Below are 18,092 nucleotides of genomic sequence, written 5' to 3' on the forward strand. Positions count from 1 at the left end.
TCGGGTCCGGGCCGCCCGCCGGTGTGGGCCGTCAGGCGCCGCTGGGTGCCTTGGCCGGATCGACCGCCAACACCGCCTCGACAAGGTCGGTGCACCACTTCAGCAGCTCAAGGTCGCGAAGCTGCCGTCCGCCCAGCCCGCCGGCCTTCGGGACCGGCACCAGCAGGGTGTGCTGCGCCTCCTTGTAGACGGCCTTGGGGTAGAGCCGCCGCAGCCGGAGCTGCTGCGACTCGCGCAGCTCGACGGGGGAGAACCGGATCTGGCTGCCCTGCAGCACGACGTCGGTCAGCCCGGCCGCCTTCGCCAGCACCCGGAACCGCGCCACCGCGAGCAGGTTGTCCACGGGCTGCGGCGGCGGGCCGAACCGGTCGTGGAGCTCCTCGTAGGCCGCCGTGACCTCCTCGTCGCTCGTGACGCTCGCGATCCGCTTATAGGACTGCAGCCGCAGGCGCTCGCCCGGAACATAGTTGTGCGGGATGTGCGCGTCGATGGGCAGCTCGACCTTGGTCTCGGTCTCCTCGGCGGCTTCGGGAGAGCCCTGGAGCTCGCGGACGGCCTCGCCGACCATCCGCACGTACAGGTCGAACCCGACCCCGGCGATGCTGCCGGACTGCTCCGCACCCAGGATGTTGCCCGCGCCGCGGATCTCCAGGTCCTTCATGGCCACGTACATGCCCGCGCCGGTCTCTGTGTGCTGGGCGACCGTGGACAGCCGCTCGTGGGCTGTCTCGGTCAGCGGCTTCTCCGGCGGGTACAGGAAGTAGGCGTAGGCGCGTTCGCGCCCCCGGCCCACCCGGCCGCGCAACTGGTGCAGTTGCGAGAGCCCGTAGGTGTCGGCGCGGTCCACGATGAGCGTGTTGGCGTTCGGGACGTCCAGCCCGGACTCCACGATTGTGGTGCACACCAGCACGTCGAAGTTCTTCTCCCAGAAGTCCACCATGACGCGTTCGAGCTGGTGCTCGTTCATCTGCCCGTGCGCGTAGGCGACCCGCGCCTCCGGAACGAGCTCGCTCACCGTCGCCGCGACCTTCTCGATCGACGCGACCCGGTTGTGCACGAAGAACACCTGGCCCTCGCGCAGCAGCTCACGCCGGATGGCCGCGGTGATCTGCTTGTCGTCGTAGGGGCCCACGAAGGTCAGTACCGGGTGGCGCTCCTCGGGAGGGGTGAGGATCGTGGTCATCTCGCGGATGCCGGTGATTCCCATCTCCAGGGTCCGCGGGATCGGGGTCGCCGACATCGCCAGCACGTCGACCTGGGTGCGAAGCCGCTTCAGCGCCTCCTTGTGCTCGACGCCGAACCGCTGCTCCTCGTCGATGATCACCAGGCCCAGGTTCTTGAACGTGGTGTCGCTGGAGAGCAGCCGGTGGGTGCCGATCACGATGTCGATCGCGCCCGTGCGCATCCCCTCGCGGGTCGCCGCCACCTCGGAGTCGGTTTGGAACCGCGACAGCGGCTTGACCGTGACCGGGAACGAGGCGTAGCGCTCGCTGAACGTGGACAGGTGCTGCTGCACCAGCAGCGTGGTGGGCACCAGCAGGGCCACCTGCTTGCCGTCCTGCACCGCCTTGAAGGCCGCGCGCACCGCGACCTCGGTCTTGCCGTAGCCGACATCGCCGCAGATCAGCCGGTCCATGGGGACCGACTGCCGCATGTCGTTCTTGACCTCCTCGATCGCGGCGAGCTGGTCGGGCGTCTCCATATAGGGGAAGGCGTCCTCCAGCTCGCCCTGCCACGGGGTGTCCGGCCCGAACGCGTAGCCGGGAGAGGCTTGCCGGGCGGAGTACAGCCGGATCAGATCGCCCGCGATCTCGCGGACGGCCTTGCGGGCCCGGCTCTTCGTCTTCGTCCAGTCGGCCCCGCCCATCTTGGACAGGGTGGGCGCCTCACCACCCACGTACCGGGTGACCTCGTCGAGCTGGTCGGTGGGTACGAACAGGCGGTCGCCGGGCTGGCCGCGCTTGCTCGGCGCGTACTCGAGGACCAGGTACTCGCGGGTGGCGCCCTGGATGGTGCGGCTCACCATCTCGACGTAGCGCCCGACACCGTGCTGCTCGTGCACCACGTAGTCGCCCGGCTTGAGCTGGAGCGGGTCGACGGTGCCGCGCCGCCGGCTCGGCATCCGGCGCATGTCGCGGGTGGAGGACTTCTGCCCGGCGAGGTCGGTCTCGGTGAGCACGGCCGTGCGCACCGACCGCCACACGAACCCGTGGTCGAGCATTGAGGTGGTCACGGTCGCTACGGCGCGGTCGGGCGGTTCGGTCAGGTCGTCGCGCAACTGGGCACCGAGCCCGGCGTCGCGCAACATCGACACCAGCCGTTCGGCCGGCCCGTGGCCCTGGGTGAGCAGGACGACGCTCCACTCGTCGTGCAGCCACCCCTTGATGTCGGTCAACGCGCGCTCGGTGTCGCCCCGGTAGGTGTCGGCGGCCGCCGCACCGATCTGGACGGAGTTGTCCTCCTCGGCCATCCCGGTGCCGAACGGGGTGATCGTCCACCACGGCAGGTCCAGCTCCCGGGCGTCGGAGCGGACCTCGGCGATGGAGCGGTAGGCCGAGGCGCCGAGGTCGATGGGGGCCTCGCCGCCGGAGGCCGCGCTGATCCAGGACGCCTCCAGGAATTCCTGGCTGGTCGCCTGCAGCTCGACCGCGCGGGTCCGGATGCGCTCCGGGTCGCAGCCAACGATGTGCGCGCCCTCGGGAAGGTAGCCGAGAAAGGACTCCATGCGGTCGGCGAGGACCGGCGCGAACGCCTCCATGCCCTCGACCGGGATTCCCTCGGCGAGTTTGCCCAGGATGTCGGACAGCGAGGGGTGCTGCTCGGCGAGATCCCGCGCGCGTTCGCGCACGCTCTCGGTCAGCAGCAGCTCGCGGCACGGCGGGGCGAACAGCCCCGCGCCGGCCTCCCCCGCCTGCCGGTCGGTGCCGGCCCACTCCGCCGGCTGGATCGAGCGCTGGTCGGCCACCTGGAAGTACCGGATCTCCTCGACCTGGTCACCCCAGAACTCCAGGCGCAGCGGGTGTTCCTCGGTGGGCGGGAAGACGTCCAGAATGCCCCCGCGCACCGCGAGCTCGCCCCGCTTCTCCACCAGGTCGACCCGTGCGTATCCGGCATCGACCAGGGCCTGCACGACCTCTTCGAGGCCGACCTCGTCGCCCGGTCGGACGCGCACCGGAGTGAGGTCGCCCAGGCCGGCAACGATCGGCTGCAGCACGCTGCGCACCGGTGCCACGACAACGCGCAGCGGCGCGGTGAGCGGGTCGTCCGGGTCGGGGTGAGCCAGGCGGCGCAGCACCGCCAGCCGCTGTCCGACGGTGTCGGACCGGGGGGACAGCCGTTCGTGGGGCAGGGTCTCCCACGCGGGGAACTGCGCGACCGAGTCCTGCGGGAGCAACGACCCAAGGGAGTCGCAGAGGTCGGCGGCCTCGCGCTCGGTGGCGGTCAGAGCCAGAACCGGACGCCCGGCGCCCGCGGGCGCGTCGGCGGCCAGCGCCGCGACCAGCACGGGACGCAGCGCCGGCGGCGCGACAAGGTCGAGATGGGGGTCCTGACCGCTCTGGGCGGTCAGGATCGCGTTGTTGAGTGCGGGGTCGTCGGCGACGACGCCGAGAAGTCCAGAGAGGCTCATGCGGTTTCCTCCCCACGGCCGATGCCGGGGGATTCCCACCAGCGGTAGCGCTGGCCGGAGCGGTATCCCTCGCGCGGCCGCTGGTTCCTGCTTCGCGGACCGGGCACCCCCGAGGTCTTCCATCCCTGCCGCGCGGCTTCGCCAACTATCGCGCAGCGGGGGCCCGGCTGGCACCGCATGCCCTGCGGCGCGTGTCGCTTGGTTCTCACGACTCTCCCACTTTAACGAGTGTGCGTTCGAAACCGAATCCAGGGAGCGGCCAGCCCCCGTAGCTGAAGTCAGGGGTATGCGCCGCTGGAAAACCGAGCACAGGGGCGTGTGACGGTGGTACCGACAAAGAGGTGAACTCCGAACGTGCAGGACCGAATCGTTCAATCGGCGGGTTCCCTTGAGTCCAGCCTACGCCGGTTGCGGCTCGCGGTCGCACGGGCCGTGGCAAACACCGTCCGCCCCGTGCGAGACCGGTCCACCCGGACCAACACCTGGTGGGCGCGGACTGTTCCCGGAGGTGGGACCGCCTTCGGGGGCGGGAGGGGCGCACCACCGCGGCACCGCGCACTCCCCGCGGGCATACGCTGGTCATCGACGATGAAAGTCGGCGACACGGAGGCCGGATTGAGCGCCAGCAGCGACAGCAACAGACCGGAGGGGAACTCCAGCTCAGGGGCGACGCCTCCGGCTCCGGAGTTCACGCCCGACCCCACCGCGCTGGCCCACCTGGAACTCATCCTCAACGGCGCGTACCCTCTCGCCGGTTTCATGACCTCCGAGGAGTCGGCGTCGGTAGTCAAGCACGGCCAACTGCCCGACGGCACCCCGTGGCCGATCCCGGTCACGTTGCCGGTCCCTGACGAGCTGGCCGGTGCCGAGCGCGTGATCCTCACTGACCCCGAAGGCGCGCCGTTGGCCGAACTGAGCGTCAGCGAACGCTGGTGGTCGGATCCGGCGGGCCGGCAGGACGCGGGCGACGGGCTCCGCCTGGCCGGGGAGATCCATATCTGCCGCCCACCGATGCACGGGGCGCTGCGGCGCATGCGGCTGGCCCCGTCCGACGTGCGCGGCCAGCGTGAGATCGGGGGGTACGCCGACCGGCCGCTGCTGGTGGTCGTCACCGGGCGCCCCCTGCACCACAGCGTCCTGCACCAGATCCGCACGGCCGCCGAGGATGTCGGCGACTCCCGCCGGGCCGAGGTGCTCGTGCTCATGGACGTCCCGCTGGACGGCGAGGGGATGGCCCCGGCGATCCTGGCCGCAGAGTCGCTGCTGCCCTCGCGCACCCGGTTCGTGGCGGTCACCCTGCCCAAGAACGCGGCGGGCGACTCCGCCCTGCCGCCCGGACGCGACGACCTGCTCGCCGCGCACGTGGCGCGGGCGTACTCCGCGACACACGTGTTCGTCCCGCGCCCCGCCGGCCAATCCGACCCCGAGGTGGACGGCGCCCCCATCCCCGTCGTCCGGCCGTCGCAGTGGCGCTACGACGCCAGGGAGAACCTGTGGCGCCCGGCCGACCAGGTGGACCCCGAACGGGCCGAACCCGAGCCCGGCGACACCGAGGTCGAGGAGCTGCTCGCGCTCGGCCGCGAGCTGCCGGCCTGGTTCACCCCGCCGCGGGTGGCGGCCGAGCTGGCCAAGCTGCGCCCGCCGCGCACCCAACGAGGGGTCACGGTGTTCCTCACCGGGCTGTCCGGATCGGGCAAGTCCACAGTGGCGCGGGGAGTGGCCGAGGGCATCCGCCGTTCCGGCCGCTCCGTCACCCTCCTCGACGGGGACGTCGTGCGGCGGTTGCTGTCCGCCGGGCTCACGTTCTCCAAGGAGGACCGGGACCTGAACATCCGGCGTATCGGCTATGTCGCCGCCGAGATCACCCGGCACGGCGGTGTCGCGATCTGCGCGCCGATCGCCCCATACGCCGCCACCCGCGCCCAGGTGCGGGAGATGGTCGAGGAGGCCGGTGACTTCTTCCTGGTGCATGTGGCAACGCCGCTGGAGGTGTGCGAGGCGCGCGACCGCAAGGGACTCTACGCCAAGGCCCGCGCCGGGGAGATCCCGGAGTTCACGGGCGTCTCCGACCCCTATGAGGTGCCCGCGGACGCCGACCTTGAGCTGAACACCGACGGCAGCGCCGAGGAGGAGTCCGTCGCCGAGGTGCTCGCCGCGCTCCGGGCCGGCGGCTGGCTGGGCTCGGAGCGACATTGAGCTGCCGCGCACCCGTAACATACGCCCAACCCGTGGAAGGCCACCGTAACGGGATCCTCCGCCTGAAGGCGGGGGCCTTCACCCCATGCGTGTGAGGGCCGCCGTTACCAGACCAAGCCAACACCTAAGGGAGGTGAACCAGTTGGCTACGTTCCGCGTAGGACAGCAGACCCACCAGCCTGTGCCCCACCAGCAGACTGCTCTGGAATTCGCGTCAGCAGACACCCCCCGGATCGGGAACGAAACGGGGCGCGAACACCATGATGTGGTACCCGGCGCGGGACATGGTCGAGGTGGGACCGCGCCCGTTTCACCTAGCGGTCGCGGCGTCACCCCCGAGCCCTGCGGGGTCGGGGAGCAGCACCGTGAGGTGCGCCCGGTTGTGTTCGTGCTCGACCAGCACCACACACCATTGCAGCCGTGCCACCCGGCACGCGCCCGCACGCTCCTGGCGAAGGGGCGGGCCGTCGTGCACCGCCACACCCCCTTCGTGATCCGCCTGAAAGACCGCACCAGAAAGAAGTCCGAGGTTGCGGGGGTCGAGGTCGGTATCGACCCTGGGTCCCAACACACCGGCCTGGCCGTGTTCACCCACCAGGGTGGACAGCGCCGGGGCCGGTTCAGTGTCCAGCTCACCCACCGGGGCGGCCAGATCCGCAAAAGGATGGGCCAGCGTGCCACCTACCGGCGTGGTCGCCGGTCACGGGACCTGCGCTACCGCGCGCCGAGGTTCAACAACCGCACCCGCACGCCGGGATGGTTGCCGCCGTCGCTGTACCACCGGGTGGTGACCACCACATCGTGGGTGGACCGGCTGGCCCGGTGGAGCCCAGTTCGGGCGATCCATCTGGAGCGAGTGGCCTTCGATGTCCACGCCCTGACCGCTGGGCGTCCCTTGGAGGGGGTGGAGTACCAGCACGGCACCCTGCACGGCTACGAGGTGCGGGAATACCTGCTGGCCAAGTGGAACCATGCCTGTGCCTACCGCGGCGCCACCAACACCGCCTTGAACATCGACCACATACACCCTCGCTCGGCAGGCGGATCCAACCGGGTATCCAACCTGGCCCTGGCCTGCATCGGCTGCAACGAAACCAAGAACAACCACCCTGTCGGGGAGTTCCTAAAGAACAAACCCGCCCGGCTGAAGACGGTCCTGGCTCAAGCCAAAGCACCCCTGCGGGATGCTGCCGCAGCCCAGTCCACCCGGTGGGCCTTGTGGCGTGAACTCGACCAGCGCTTTCCCGTCCACGTGGCCAGTGGGGGCCGCACGAAGTACAACCGCACCCGTAACCACCTGGCCAAGTCGCACACCGTGGATGCCCTGGCGGTGGGCAAGCTCGACACCATCACCCAAACCGTGTCCACCGTCTTGACGGCCGGCTGCACCGGGCGGGGCTCGCACGCCCGCACTCGTGCTGACCGCCACGGGTTCCCCCGGTTACGGCTGCCCCGAACCAAACAGGTCCACGGGTTCCACACCGGCGACCTCGTACGGGCCGTGGTGCCCACCGGGAAGAAAAACGGGACCTACACCGGGCGGGTCGCCGTGCGCACCACCGGCAGCTTCAACATCACCACCGCCGAGGGCCCTGTCCAGGGCATCAACCATCGCTATGTCCGCCTGCTCCAGCGATCAGACGGCTACGCCTACACCACCAGGAAGGAGGACGGCGTTTCCTTCCCGGCCTGAAGGCCGGGATATCCACGCCGAAAAACCGATGAGTGACGACCGCCCCGCCGCCGGGCACCGCCTCCTGGAGCTCGTCGAGGTGATGGACGTGCTGCGGCGCGAGTGCCCTTGGGACGCCAAGCAGACGCACGAGTCCCTGGCGGGCTACCTGCTGCAGGAGGCCTACGAGGCGCTGGAGGTAATCGAGGAGGGCGACCACCAGGCCCTCCCTGAGGAACTGGGTGACGTGCTGCTCCAGGTGGTGTTCCACGCCCGGGTGGCCGAGGAGCGGGGCGCGGAAGGGTTCACGATCGACGATGTCGCCGGCGCCATCGTGGACAAGCTCATCCGCCGGCACCCGCACGTCTTCTCGGACGCCGCGGTCGAGGGCAGCGAGGACGTCCGCGCCAACTGGGAGACCATCAAGGCCGCCGAACGGGCCGAGAAGGGCGAGCACGACTCCTCGGTGCTCCATGGTGTCCCGTTCGGCCAGCCCGCGGCGCTGCTCAGCTTCGAGCTGCAGAAGCGCGCGGTCAGCAACGGGGTGCCCGAGGACCTCATCGCCGACGACGGCGCGGCCGGCGGGGAACTGTTCGCGGCGATCGACGCCGAGCGCCGCCGCGCCGCCGACCCCGAGCTGGACCTGCGCGCCGCGGCGCGCCGCTTCGACCACCGAGTGCGCGAGGCCGAGGCCAAGGCCCGCGCCGACGGCAACGATCCGCGCTCCCTCACCCCCGACCAGTGGCGGCAGTACTGGGTGTGAGGGCCTGAGAGGGCTGCGCGCGAGCGCGAGCCGGGATAGGGCTTTCCGAGCTGCGGGACCGCCTCTTCGTAGGAGCCGCTGACGTGGAATCCGCCCCCAAACCGTCGCCGGCGGCCGCGGTCCTGCCGCTTCTGGCCGTCGCCGGCGGCGTGTTCTCGGCCTTCGTTCTGTTCGCGTTCTACGCCGGCGAGGCTCCATCGGAGGGAGCCTCGCCGGCCTGCGTGCTGCTGTACGGGGTCAGCCTGGGCCACCTGGTGTTCTTCGTGCCGATGATGGCATTCGGGTACCTGTACGGGGGGGGGGGGGGGGGGGGGGAAGCCCGAGGGGCTAGTGCTCGGCAGCGGTGTGCCGGGTCTCCTGTGCGGCATCCTGTTCGTGCTGGGGCTCGCTCCCGATCCTTTCGGCGCCCAACCCATGGTCTACGTCCTGGGCGTCCTGTTCGGGCTGATCCTGGCGCTGGTCCTGGCCGGCTGCACCGCGCTCTTCCTCTGGTGCGGAACCCGGGCGGTGCACCATCTCTTCGCCTGGGTGGCGCCGTTGTGCTGCTCGGGGCTTCTGGTGGCCAGCGCCACCACCGGGTGACCGCCGGCGGCACAACGACCCGCAGCCCACCCGCACGGATCAGGCGGGCACGTAGTTCTCAAGGTCGACGGCGTTCGCGGCGCGCCGCATCCTGCCACCGAACAGGTCTACGGACGGAAGTTTGGGTGCGATCCGCATGGCCTGGTCGCGGAACCAGATCCCGGGCCACGACTTGGGGACGAGCAACCCGGCGCCGCTCCCGGCGATGGACTGGTTCTGGGTGACGAAGTCCCGCATCCGTGACTCGTAGCCCTCGAATGCCGCCCGGTGCTCGCCGTTGGCCGCCGCCAGCTCGCTGGCCAGCACGTAGGCCCCGACGAGTGCCATGCTGCTGCCCTGGCCGGCCATGGGGGAAGGGCAGTAGCCGGCGTCGCCGACCAGCGCCACACGGCCCCGGGACCAGCGGTCCATGTGGACCTGGCTGAGCGAGTCGAAGTAGAAGTCGGGCGCGTCGCGCATCTCGGCGAGCAGCGTCGGGACCTCCCACCCCGTGTTCTCGAAGGCCCGTTCCACGACCCGGTACTGGGCCCGGGTGTCGCGGTGCCCCAGCGGAAGCTGGTGGCGGGTGGAGAAGGTGAAGAGCGCCTTGGCCTTGGGGCTCGGGCCGGGGTCGTGCACGTCGCCGGGGTGCGGAGGCTCCGACCGCGCGGTGTGCGGCGGGGTCCCGTAGATGGCCGCGCCTCGCCCCGGTGTGTTGTGCAACGCGACCCAGCGGTTCAGGCCGAGGTGGTTGGGCACGCTGAAGCTCGCGAAGTAGGTGCCGATATAGCGGCAGTAGCGGCTCTCCTCGCCGAAGGCGAGCGCCCGGGTGGTGGAGTGCAGCCCGTCGGCGCCGACCACCAGGTCGAACGTGCGCGGGGTGGCGTGTTCGAAGGTGACGTGCACGCCGTCGCCGTCCTCGCGCATCGAGGCGATGGAGTCGCCGAAGACGTACTCGACGTCGCCCTCCGTCGCCTGGTACAGCACCGCGCTCAGGTGGCCGCGCATCAGCTCGATGTCGTTCTCGGAGCCCTCGCCGGTGAAGTCCGCCATGGCGGCCTCGGCGCGGGTGCGGCCGGAGCCGTCCACGGTCGAGAGCCCGCGCGTCTCGATGTGCGCCGCGCTGATCCGGTCGAGTAGGCCCATCCGGTCGACGACCTCGACGGCCGCGCCGCGCACGTCGATCGGGTGCCCGCCCTCGCGCAGGGCTGGTGCGCGCTCGACGACGGTCGGGGTGAAGCCGTACCGGCGCAGCCAGTACGCCAGTGCCGGGCCGGCGATGCTCGCGCCGGAGATGAGAACGGTGTTCGTGCTCACGGTGTGCTCCATTCGTCGACCCGCGGTCGGTCTCGCGGGGTGTGCGGCGGCGTGCCGCTACCGGGAACAGTAGGCAGTTTGCTTACCGTGCGTCAAGTAATTAACTAGCCGGCAGGTAAGACTCCGATAGACTCCTTACCGCGGTGTGCGATGGGCATGAGCCGCGCGAATGGGCTACGGGAAGGATGCGAGCGCCACGTGCCGAGGCGAGAGAACGACACCAGGAGCCGAATCCGCGAGACCGCTCTCGAGCTCTTCGCCAGCCAAGGGGTCGACAAGACGAGTCTGCGGGAGATCGCCGAGCGCCTCGACATCACCAAGGCCGCGCTGTACTACCACTTCCCGTCCAAGAAAGACCTGTTGACCGAGCTGATCCAGCCGCTGTTCGACGACGTCGAGACACTCCTCGACGACGCGGAGAGAACGGGCGACCTCGCGCCGCGCGTGCTGCTGGGCCGCTACTTCGATGTCACGGCGCGGCACCGCGCGTTGTTCCTCGCTCTGCTCTACGACCTGGGCACGCTTATCGAGCTCGACGTCGTCACGCGGATCTTCCAATGGCGCGACCGGCTCCAGCGGCTCCTCGTCGGGCCGGCCCCCCGCCCGGCCGAGATCGCCGCGTGCACCCTGGCGGTCGGGGGGGTGCAGGACTGCGCGATCACGGTTGAGGGGCCCTCTGCCGCCGAGGAGTACCGCGAGGCCGCGCTCGACGCCGCCTGCCGCGCTCTGGGGGTCGACACTGCCGGCACACAGTGACGTCCACGGTGCCGGGCCGAGGGCCGGGAGTGGTGCGGGTCCCGGGACGCTAGTCGCGGGCCTCGACGCGGGACGGCTCCGCCGCGTGGTCCGCGGGCTCCGGGTGCTCAGCGCGTTCGGCGGCGTGCTCGGCCGCACGGTCGATGCGATGGGCGCGCCAGGAGAACCCGATGGCGAGGACCCACGCGAGGGCGACGCCCCCGTAGAGCACCGCGGCCGGGCCGGAGCCGATCGGGAGCAGGTCACTGCTGATCAGCACCCGCACGTTGGTCAGGATGATCAGACCGCCCACCAGGGCGCCCAGCATGCGTGGCGGCACGATCCGGGCCAGCCACGCCGCGGCGGGGGCGGCCAGCACGCCGCCGAGCAGCATCACCGCTACCCACCCGAAGTTGATCCCGGAGAAGCCCAGGCCCACGGCGAAGCCTGCGCTGCCGGCCACGACCACCGCGAACTCACCCACGCTGATCGACCCGATGACCTTGCGCGGCTCCAGCCGCCCACTGGCCAGCAGTGCGGTGGTCCCCACCGGGCCCCAGCCACCACCGCCGGTGGAGTTCATGAACCCGGCGACCAGACCGAGGGGGGTGAGAAAGGTGCTGCGCAGGGGTTTGCCCAGGTTGCCGCGGGGCGCGCCCCGGACCGTGAACCGCAGAAGCAGGTACACGCCAAGCGCCACCAGGATGGTCGACATCAGTGGAGCGGCGCGTTCCGTGGAGAGCACGCTCAGCAGGAGTGCCCCGACGAAGGCGCCCGCGGCACCGGGCACCGCGATCCGCGGGACCACGCGCCAGTCAACGTTGCCGAACCCCCAGTGCGCCACACCGGAGGCGAGCTGCGATCCCACCTGTGAGAGGTTGACGGTGGCCGACGCCAGAGCCGGACTGGTTCCGATGAGGAGCAGGAACGTGGTGGAAGTGACGCCGTAGCCCATGCCGAGCGCGCCATTGATGAGCTGGGCGAGGAACCCAACGATGCCGAGTATGACCAGAGCTTGCATCGAACGGGCACCTTCCCGTCTTTGCCCATCTATTCAGTGGGAATAGTAGGTGATTCGGGGGAGTCGTACAACCGGCCGCGTGCGGAGGGCGGCCCCGGCCAGAGCGCGACAGGGTCTGGCGCGGGCACGCCAGGTGCGGGCAGACTGCTCGGACACGATCCAAGGGCGGTCATTCCCAAAGGGGGCGTCCGGGTGGCGGCGGTTCGGGGGGAGTTCCGGCAGCCGCGCGCGCCTGGTGTCGCTAGGCTCGGGTTGCGAGTTCCACGATGTCCGTGCTGGCCCGTGCCGCGGCGCGGCGCTACGCCTTCGCCGAACAGGACCCGGCCGCGCCCGCGCGCCGGGACGCAGACGCGAGAATTGGAGTACAACGTTGTCGTCGATCGAGGCAGTGCAGGCGAGGGAGATCCTCGACTCCCGCGGTAACCCGACGGTCGAAGTCGAGGTCCTGCTCGACGACGGGACGAGCGCCCGCGCGGCGGTCCCCAGCGGGGCCTCAACCGGCCAGTTCGAGGCGGTGGAGCTGCGCGACGGCGGCGACCGCTACGGGGGCAAAGGCGTCGAAAAGGCGGTCACCGCGGTCAACGATGAGATCGCCGACGAGCTCCTGGGCTTCGCGCCCGAGGAGCAGCGCCTCATCGACCGCGCCCTCATCGATCTGGATGGCACGCCCGACAAGTCGCGGATCGGCGCCAACGCCATCCTGGGGTCGTCGCTCGCGGTCGCCCGCGCCGCGGCCGACGCCGCCGACCTCCCGCTGTTCCGGTACATGGGCGGGCCGAACGCCCACGTGCTGCCGGTACCGATGATGAACATCCTGAACGGCGGCGCGCACGCCGACACCAACGTCGACATCCAGGAGTTCATGATCGCCCCGATCGGTGCGGCCGGCTTCCGGGAGGCCGTCCGCTGGGGCGCCGAGGTCTACCAGGCCCTCAAGTCCGTGCTGAAGGCACACGGTCTGGGAACCGGGGTCGGCGACGAGGGGGGATTCGCGCCGAACCTCGACAGCAACCGCGCCGCCCTCGACCTCATCATCGAGGCGATCACCAAGGCCGGCTTCGCGCCGGGCCGCGACATCGCGCTCGCCCTGGACGTCGCGGCCAGCGAGTTCCACGAGGACGGGTCCTACCGGTTCGAGGGGCGGACCCGCACCGCCGAGCAGATGGCCGCCTACTACGGTGAGCTCCTCGACAGTTACCCGCTCGTCTCGATCGAGGACCCGCTCGACGAGGACGACTGGGACGGCTGGAAGGAACTGACCAGGACCATCGGCACGCGAGTGCAGCTCGTCGGGGACGACCTCTTTGTCACCAACATGGAGCGGCTGCGGCGTGGTACCAGCAGCGGTATCGCCAACTCGCTGCTGGTCAAGGTCAACCAGATCGGCACGCTCACCGAGACCCTGGATGCCGTGGCGCTCGCCCAGCGCAGCGGCTACACCGCGATGATCAGCCACCGTTCCGGGGAGACCGAGGACACCACGATCGCCGACATTGCTGTGGCGACCAACGCCGGCCAGATCAAGACCGGCGCGCCGGCCCGCAGTGAGCGGGTCGCCAAGTACAACCAGTTGCTCCGGATCGAGGAGGAACTGGAGGACGGCGCGATCTACGCGGGCGTGTCGGCCTTTCCGCGTTTCCGGGCACAGGACTAGGCTGAGCGCCCGTGTCCAAGGTGCCAGAGTCCCGCTCAGGCGGGAATGGGCCGGCGCCAGAGCCGAAAGGGCCCCGCCCGGGGAAGGCGGGGCCCTCGGTCTCCGGAACGTCGGGGCGTAAGGCGCGCTCCCGCAACCCTTCCGGCAAGGACGCGGACGCGGTCAAGAAGGACCGGGATCCGGACACTGCCAAAGACGCCGGGAAGTCCGGCAAAGCCGGCAAGTCCACGGGTGCATCCTCCGGAAAACCGGCCGGGAAGTCCGCGGGGAAACCGGCCGGCAAGTCCACGGGTGCATCTTCCGGGAAACCGGCCGGCAAGTCCACGGGTGTGTCCTCCGGGAAACCGGCCGGCAAGTCCACGGGTGTGTCCTCCGGGAAACCGGCCGGGAAGTCCGCTGGGGCATCTTCCGGGAAACCGGCCGGCAAGTCCGCTAGCACTTCGGGCAGGAACGCGAAGGCGAGCCCCCCGGAGGCCAGAGCCGCCAGTGGCGCCGGCCCCTCAGGGAAGGCGCCGCGGACCGCCGCGCAAGGTGGCGGCAAGGGGAGCCCGCCCGGGGGCCCGGGTCGGACGCGGCCCGCGTTCACCAGCCGCGCGGCCATCCTCGCGCTGGTGGTCTGCGCGATCGCGCTCAGCCTGGCCTATCCCTTGCGCGAGTACGTCCTGCAGCGCGCCGAAATCGCCAAGCTCCAGGAGGAGCGCGAGCGCACCGAACAGAGCGTCAGCGAGCTCGAACAACGCCACGAGGAACTGCAGGACCCCGACCACATCGAGCGGGAGGCGCGCGAACGGCTGCACTACCAGTACCCGGACGAACGCGCCTACGTCATCATCGCGGATGATGGCGGGGAGGAGGCGGAAGAGGAATCCGCCGAGTCCCGCGAACCCTGGTTCACTCGGCTCTGGAAGTCCGTTCAGGAGGCCGACCAGGCCGGCGAGCAGGAGGAAGAGATTCCCGAGGCCCAGCCGCCCGGCCAGTAAAGCCGGGGTCTCCAGCCCGGTATTCTGGAGCCGACATGACATCCGCAGAGCATGCCGGCGAGCGGCTCGCCGCCGAGGACGCCTCCGTGATCCAGCGCCAGCTCGGCCGTGCGCCGCGCGGGCCGGTGACGGTCGCGCACCGGTGCCCGTGCGGGCTGCCGGACGTCGTGCGAACCGCGCCGCGGCTCGCCGACGGTACGCCGTTCCCCACGCTGTACTACCTCACGTGCCCGCGCGCCGCCTCCGCCATCGGAACGCTCGAAGCCAGCGGGCTGATGCGGGAGATGACCGCACGGCTCGACTCCGACCCGGAGCTGCGGTCGGCCTACGAGCAGGCGCACGACTCCTATCTGGCCGACCGCGGCGAACAGGCGCGGGCTGACGGCGTCGCGCCGTTGCCCGAGGGGGTGCAGAGCGCGGGCGGCATGCCCACCCGGGTGAAGTGCCTGCACGCCCTGGTGGCGCACGAGCTCGCCCGGCCCGGATGCAACCCGCTGGGCCGCGAGGCGCTCGACGCGCTGCCCGAATGGTGGCGGAGCGGGCCGTGTGTCCAGCCGCCGGAACCGACTGACCCTACGAATGACGAGGATGTCACGTGACCACCGTCGCTGCCGTTGACTGCGGCACGAACTCCCTGCGGTTGCTCATCTCCAGCGTGGTCGCGCTGGACGAGGACGAGGTCGAACTGGTCGACGTCGAGCGGCGGATGGAGGTGGTGCGGCTCGGCCAGGGGGTCGACCGCACGGGCTCGTTCACCCCCGAGGCACTCGACCGTACGTTCACCGCCCTGGAGGAGTACGCGGAGCTGATGGCCTCGCACGGTGTCGAGATGGGGCCGGCCTCCGTCCGGATGGTGGCCACCAGCGCCACCCGCGACGTCGCCAACCGCGATGAGTTCGTCGAGGGTGTGCGCTCGATTATCGGTGCGGAGCCCGAGGTCATCACCGGCGACGAGGAGGCGGAGCTGTCGTTTGTCGGTGCCACCGCCGAGCTGGAGGGCGCCGGTGATGATGGTTTCCGGCGCCCCTATCTCGTCGTGGACATTGGCGGCGGATCCACCGAGTTCGTCCTGGGTTACACCGGAGAGGACGAGGCCGGCGCGGTGCGCGCGGCGCGTTCGGTGGATATCGGGTGCGTCCGGCTGACCGAGCGGCACTTCACCGCGGACCCGCCGACTCCGGAGCAGGTGGCCGCCGCGACGGCCGACGTCGACGCCGCGCTGGACGAGGTCTGCGCCACGGTCCCGCTGGCCGAGGCCGCGACCGTGGTCTGCGTGGCGGGAACCGCGACCACCGTGGCCGGCATCGATCTGGACCTCCCCGAGTACGACGCCGAGCGGATCCACCACACACGGGTGTCCGCCGGGCGGGTACGCGAGATCACCAAGGCGCTTCTGGAGATGTCGCACGAGCAGCGCGCGGAGATCGGGGTCATGCACCCGGGCCGGGTGGACGTTATCGGAGCGGGAGCCCTGGTGCTGGAGCGGGTGCTGGTCCGCACCGGCGCGGCGGAGTTCGTGGCGAGCGAGCACGACATCCTCGACGGGCTCGCGTGGAGCCTGTGCCTGGGGGATGCGCTGCCGGGCTAAACCTGTGGAGCGTTTTCCCAGGTGAGAAGGTGTGGCGTGGTGCCGCTACAGGTGAGACGCATCACCTCGCGGAACGCTCGTGAAAGCTTTCACAACGTCTCTGACCTGGGATAATGTCTGGACTTCCGGTTGTGGGGCGGTCTAAACCTTTCGTTCTTGTTGCTTCCTGGACAGGGGGAGCTTGTGAAAGGCTGCACAAGCAAGTGGGAAAGGGTGGCCCGCCCCTCCGGGGAGAGCCAGCCAGCTTCCCATGAGACGCCGGCGGCTCCGGCCAGCCAGCGACGACCACCGATTCATCTCGCCTCCACACGGGAGGCACGGAACGGGGACCTAGGGCGGAATTGCGATGACCGAGAGCAGGAACTACCGACTGGTTCACGGCGGTGGGGACGAGCGTGAGATCCCGCACGTCCTCGTTGTCGGCGGTGGGTACCTCGGGATGTACACGGCCAAGCAGTTGGAGCGGAAACTGGGGCCGGGCGAGGCCCGCATCACCGTCATCGACCCGAACTCCTACATGACCTACCAGCCGTTCCTCCCGGAGGCCGCGGCCGGCAGCATCAACCCGCGCAACGTCGTGGTCCCGCTGCGCAAGGTGTTCCGGCGCGCACGCGTCCTCACCGGCCGGGTCGTGCGGATCGACCACGCCGCACGCACCGTCGGCTTCGAGCCGGCGGTCGGCGAACCGCGCGAGATCAACTACGACTACCTCGTCATGGCGGCCGGCGCCGTCTCGCGCACGCTGCCCATCCCGGGACTCGCCGAGTGGGGCATCGGCATCAAGACCGTGGAAGAGGCCGCGTTCCTGCGCAACCACGTGCTGGAACAACTCAACATCGCCGACTCCACCAGCGACCCCGAGGTCCGCCGTAAGGCGCTGAACTTCGTGTTCGTGGGCGGCGGGTTCGCCGGCGCCGAGGCGGTCGCGGAGCTGGAGGACCTGGCGCGCGACGCCACCCGGATCTACTCCTCGATCGGCATCGACGACCTGCGTTTCTACCTGATCGAGGCGGCGGACAAGATCCTGCCCGAGGTCGGCGAGGAAGTCGGCGCCAAGGCACTGAATCAGCTCCGGCAGCGGGGCATCGACGTCCGCCTCTCGACGTTCCTGGAGTCAGCCACCGACCAGCGTGTGCGGCTCAGCGACGGCACAGAGTTCGACGCCGGAACCCTGGTGTGGACCGCCGGTGTCAAGCCGAACCCGGTCGTGGCGGCCAGCGACCTGCCTCTGGGCCCGAAGGGCCACGTCGACACCAGCGAGTACCTGACCGTCAACGAGGTCGAGAACGTCTTCGCGGGCGGCGACAACGCGCAGGTGCCCGATGGCCACGGCGGCTTCTACCCGCCGAACGCCCAAAACGCGGTGCGCCAGGCGCCCGTGCTCGCGCACAATGTCATCGCGGCGCTGCGGGGCGGCGACATGGTGGCCTACCAGCACCGCAACCTCGGCGCGGTGGCCGGACTCGGCCTACACAAGGGCGCGGCCCAGATGTTCGGCAAGATCAAGCTGACCGGCCGGCTCGCCTGGTACGCGCACCGCGCCTACCACCTGTTCGCGGTGCCCACGTTCAACCGGAAGATGCGCGTGCTGGCCGACTGGACGCTCGGGCTCTTCCTGCGCCGTGACCTGGCCGCACTTCCGGAGATGGAGGAACCGCGCCAGGCCTTCGAGGAAGCGAACGCGGTGACCGTCCGAGACGGCCGGCTGCGCCGGGTGAGTTGACCATTCAGCAACGGACCGGCGCGGCGTGCCGCAGCGTGTTCGCTGCGCACGCGCGCCACGCCGGTTCGAACCGTTGCTAAATCGGCGAAATCGTCACCGGCCGGTAGGATGGGGCCGCCCTCGTAGCCCAATGGAAGAGGCAGGCCCCCTAAAAGGGTCACAAGTGTCGGTTCGAGTCCGACCGGGGGCACGAGCCGGCCTGTGCTGGTCGGCGGGCGGGGCCGCGGCGACGGGGTCTGATCGAACCGGACCGC

Annotated in this window: 14 protein-coding genes and 1 tRNA gene; 11 read left to right on the forward strand and 4 right to left on the reverse strand. The window is 70.4% G+C overall.

Annotated features, from left to right (window positions below; all coding sequences use genetic code 11):
• Positions 1–31: 31 nt before the first annotated feature.
• Positions 32–3,628, reverse strand: coding sequence for a transcription-repair coupling factor (mfd, locus tag F4561_RS02680; protein ID WP_184574429.1), 3,597 nt, complete (start codon positions 3,626–3,628; stop codon positions 32–34).
• A 588-nt stretch (positions 3,629–4,216) separates the two neighbouring features.
• On the opposite strand from mfd, the gene cysC reads away from it, so the two are divergent.
• Positions 4,217–5,824, forward strand: a complete 1,608-nt coding sequence (cysC, locus tag F4561_RS02685; RefSeq protein ID WP_184574431.1) for an adenylyl-sulfate kinase — start codon at positions 4,217–4,219, stop codon at positions 5,822–5,824.
• Between the two features lie 310 nt (positions 5,825–6,134).
• Here the strand turns inward: cysC and F4561_RS32255 are convergent, their stop codons facing one another.
• Positions 6,135–6,305: a hypothetical protein gene (locus F4561_RS32255; RefSeq protein ID WP_246438145.1), complete on the reverse strand. Its 171-nt coding sequence runs from the start codon at positions 6,303–6,305 to the stop codon at positions 6,135–6,137.
• Between F4561_RS32255 and iscB the strand changes: the two genes are divergently transcribed.
• From iscB to F4561_RS02700, 3 genes are all read left to right on the forward strand, one after another.
• Positions 6,237–7,517: an RNA-guided endonuclease IscB gene (gene iscB / locus F4561_RS02690; RefSeq protein WP_246437362.1), complete on the forward strand. Its 1,281-nt coding sequence runs from the start codon at positions 6,237–6,239 to the stop codon at positions 7,515–7,517. The two genes, F4561_RS32255 and iscB, sit on opposite strands and share 69 nt — an antisense overlap.
• Positions 7,518–7,545: 28 nt before the next feature.
• Positions 7,546–8,259, forward strand: coding sequence for a nucleoside triphosphate pyrophosphohydrolase (mazG, locus tag F4561_RS02695; protein ID WP_184574433.1), 714 nt, complete (start codon positions 7,546–7,548; stop codon positions 8,257–8,259).
• Positions 8,260–8,604: 345 nt separating this feature from the next.
• On the forward strand, positions 8,605–8,841 hold the full coding sequence (locus F4561_RS02700; RefSeq protein ID WP_184574435.1) for a hypothetical protein: 237 nt from the start codon (positions 8,605–8,607) through the stop codon (positions 8,839–8,841).
• Positions 8,842–8,880: 39 nt separating this feature from the next.
• Here F4561_RS02700 and F4561_RS02705 read toward each other — a convergent pair whose 3' ends face one another.
• Positions 8,881–10,137, reverse strand: a complete 1,257-nt coding sequence (locus tag F4561_RS02705) for an FAD-dependent monooxygenase (protein WP_312885110.1) — start codon at positions 10,135–10,137, stop codon at positions 8,881–8,883.
• 198 nt (positions 10,138–10,335) lie between these two features.
• On the opposite strand from F4561_RS02705, the gene F4561_RS02710 reads away from it, so the two are divergent.
• Positions 10,336–10,893: a TetR/AcrR family transcriptional regulator gene (locus F4561_RS02710; RefSeq protein WP_184574439.1), complete on the forward strand. Its 558-nt coding sequence runs from the start codon at positions 10,336–10,338 to the stop codon at positions 10,891–10,893.
• A 49-nt stretch (positions 10,894–10,942) separates the two neighbouring features.
• On the opposite strand, the gene F4561_RS02715 is transcribed toward F4561_RS02710, so the two are convergent.
• Positions 10,943–11,893, reverse strand: a complete 951-nt coding sequence (locus F4561_RS02715) for a sulfite exporter TauE/SafE family protein (protein ID WP_184574441.1) — start codon at positions 11,891–11,893, stop codon at positions 10,943–10,945.
• Between the two features lie 370 nt (positions 11,894–12,263).
• On the opposite strand from F4561_RS02715, the gene eno reads away from it, so the two are divergent.
• The 6 genes from eno (at position 12,264) to F4561_RS02745 (ending at position 18,028) form a co-directional block, all read left to right on the forward strand.
• A complete protein-coding gene (gene eno, locus F4561_RS02720) occupies positions 12,264–13,547 on the forward strand; it encodes a phosphopyruvate hydratase (RefSeq protein ID WP_184574443.1) in 1,284 nt (427 codons plus the stop codon).
• Between the two features lie 611 nt (positions 13,548–14,158).
• Positions 14,159–14,527, forward strand: coding sequence for an FtsB family cell division protein (locus F4561_RS31880; protein WP_312885111.1), 369 nt, complete (start codon positions 14,159–14,161; stop codon positions 14,525–14,527).
• A 35-nt stretch (positions 14,528–14,562) separates the two neighbouring features.
• Positions 14,563–15,126: a DUF501 domain-containing protein gene (locus F4561_RS02730; protein WP_184574445.1), complete on the forward strand. Its 564-nt coding sequence runs from the start codon at positions 14,563–14,565 to the stop codon at positions 15,124–15,126.
• Entirely contained in the window at positions 15,123–16,115 is a 993-nt protein-coding gene (locus tag F4561_RS02735; protein WP_184574447.1) for a Ppx/GppA phosphatase family protein, read from the forward strand. The genes F4561_RS02730 and F4561_RS02735 overlap by 4 nt, the downstream gene beginning before the upstream one ends.
• A gap of 346 nt (positions 16,116–16,461) precedes the next feature.
• Complete coding sequence (locus F4561_RS02740; RefSeq protein WP_184574449.1) at positions 16,462–17,838, forward strand: NAD(P)/FAD-dependent oxidoreductase; 1,377 nt, start codon at positions 16,462–16,464, stop codon at positions 17,836–17,838.
• 116 nt (positions 17,839–17,954) lie between these two features.
• A tRNA-Leu gene (locus F4561_RS02745) sits at positions 17,955–18,028 on the forward strand.
• Positions 18,029–18,092: the final 64 nt, after the last annotated feature.

The organism is Lipingzhangella halophila (assembly GCF_014203805.1).
GTDB lineage: Bacteria > Actinomycetota > Actinomycetes > Streptosporangiales > Streptosporangiaceae > Lipingzhangella > Lipingzhangella halophila.

What these genes read in the sequence shown, in the direction of transcription:
- F4561_RS02740 (WP_184574449.1), top strand. Translation starts at nt 16,462, where the DNA reads ATGACCGAGAGCAGGAACTACCGACTGGTTCACGGCGGTGGGGACGAG.
- cysC (WP_184574431.1), top strand. Translation starts at nt 4,217, where the DNA reads ATGAAAGTCGGCGACACGGAGGCCGGATTGAGCGCCAGCAGCGACAGC.
- F4561_RS02730 (WP_184574445.1), top strand. Translation starts at nt 14,563, where the DNA reads ATGACATCCGCAGAGCATGCCGGCGAGCGGCTCGCCGCCGAGGACGCC.
- mfd (WP_184574429.1), bottom strand. Translation starts at nt 3,628, where the DNA reads ATGAGCCTCTCTGGACTTCTCGGCGTCGTCGCCGACGACCCCGCACTC.
- mazG (WP_184574433.1), top strand. Translation starts at nt 7,546, where the DNA reads ATGAGTGACGACCGCCCCGCCGCCGGGCACCGCCTCCTGGAGCTCGTC.
- F4561_RS02715 (WP_184574441.1), bottom strand. Translation starts at nt 11,893, where the DNA reads ATGCAAGCTCTGGTCATACTCGGCATCGTTGGGTTCCTCGCCCAGCTC.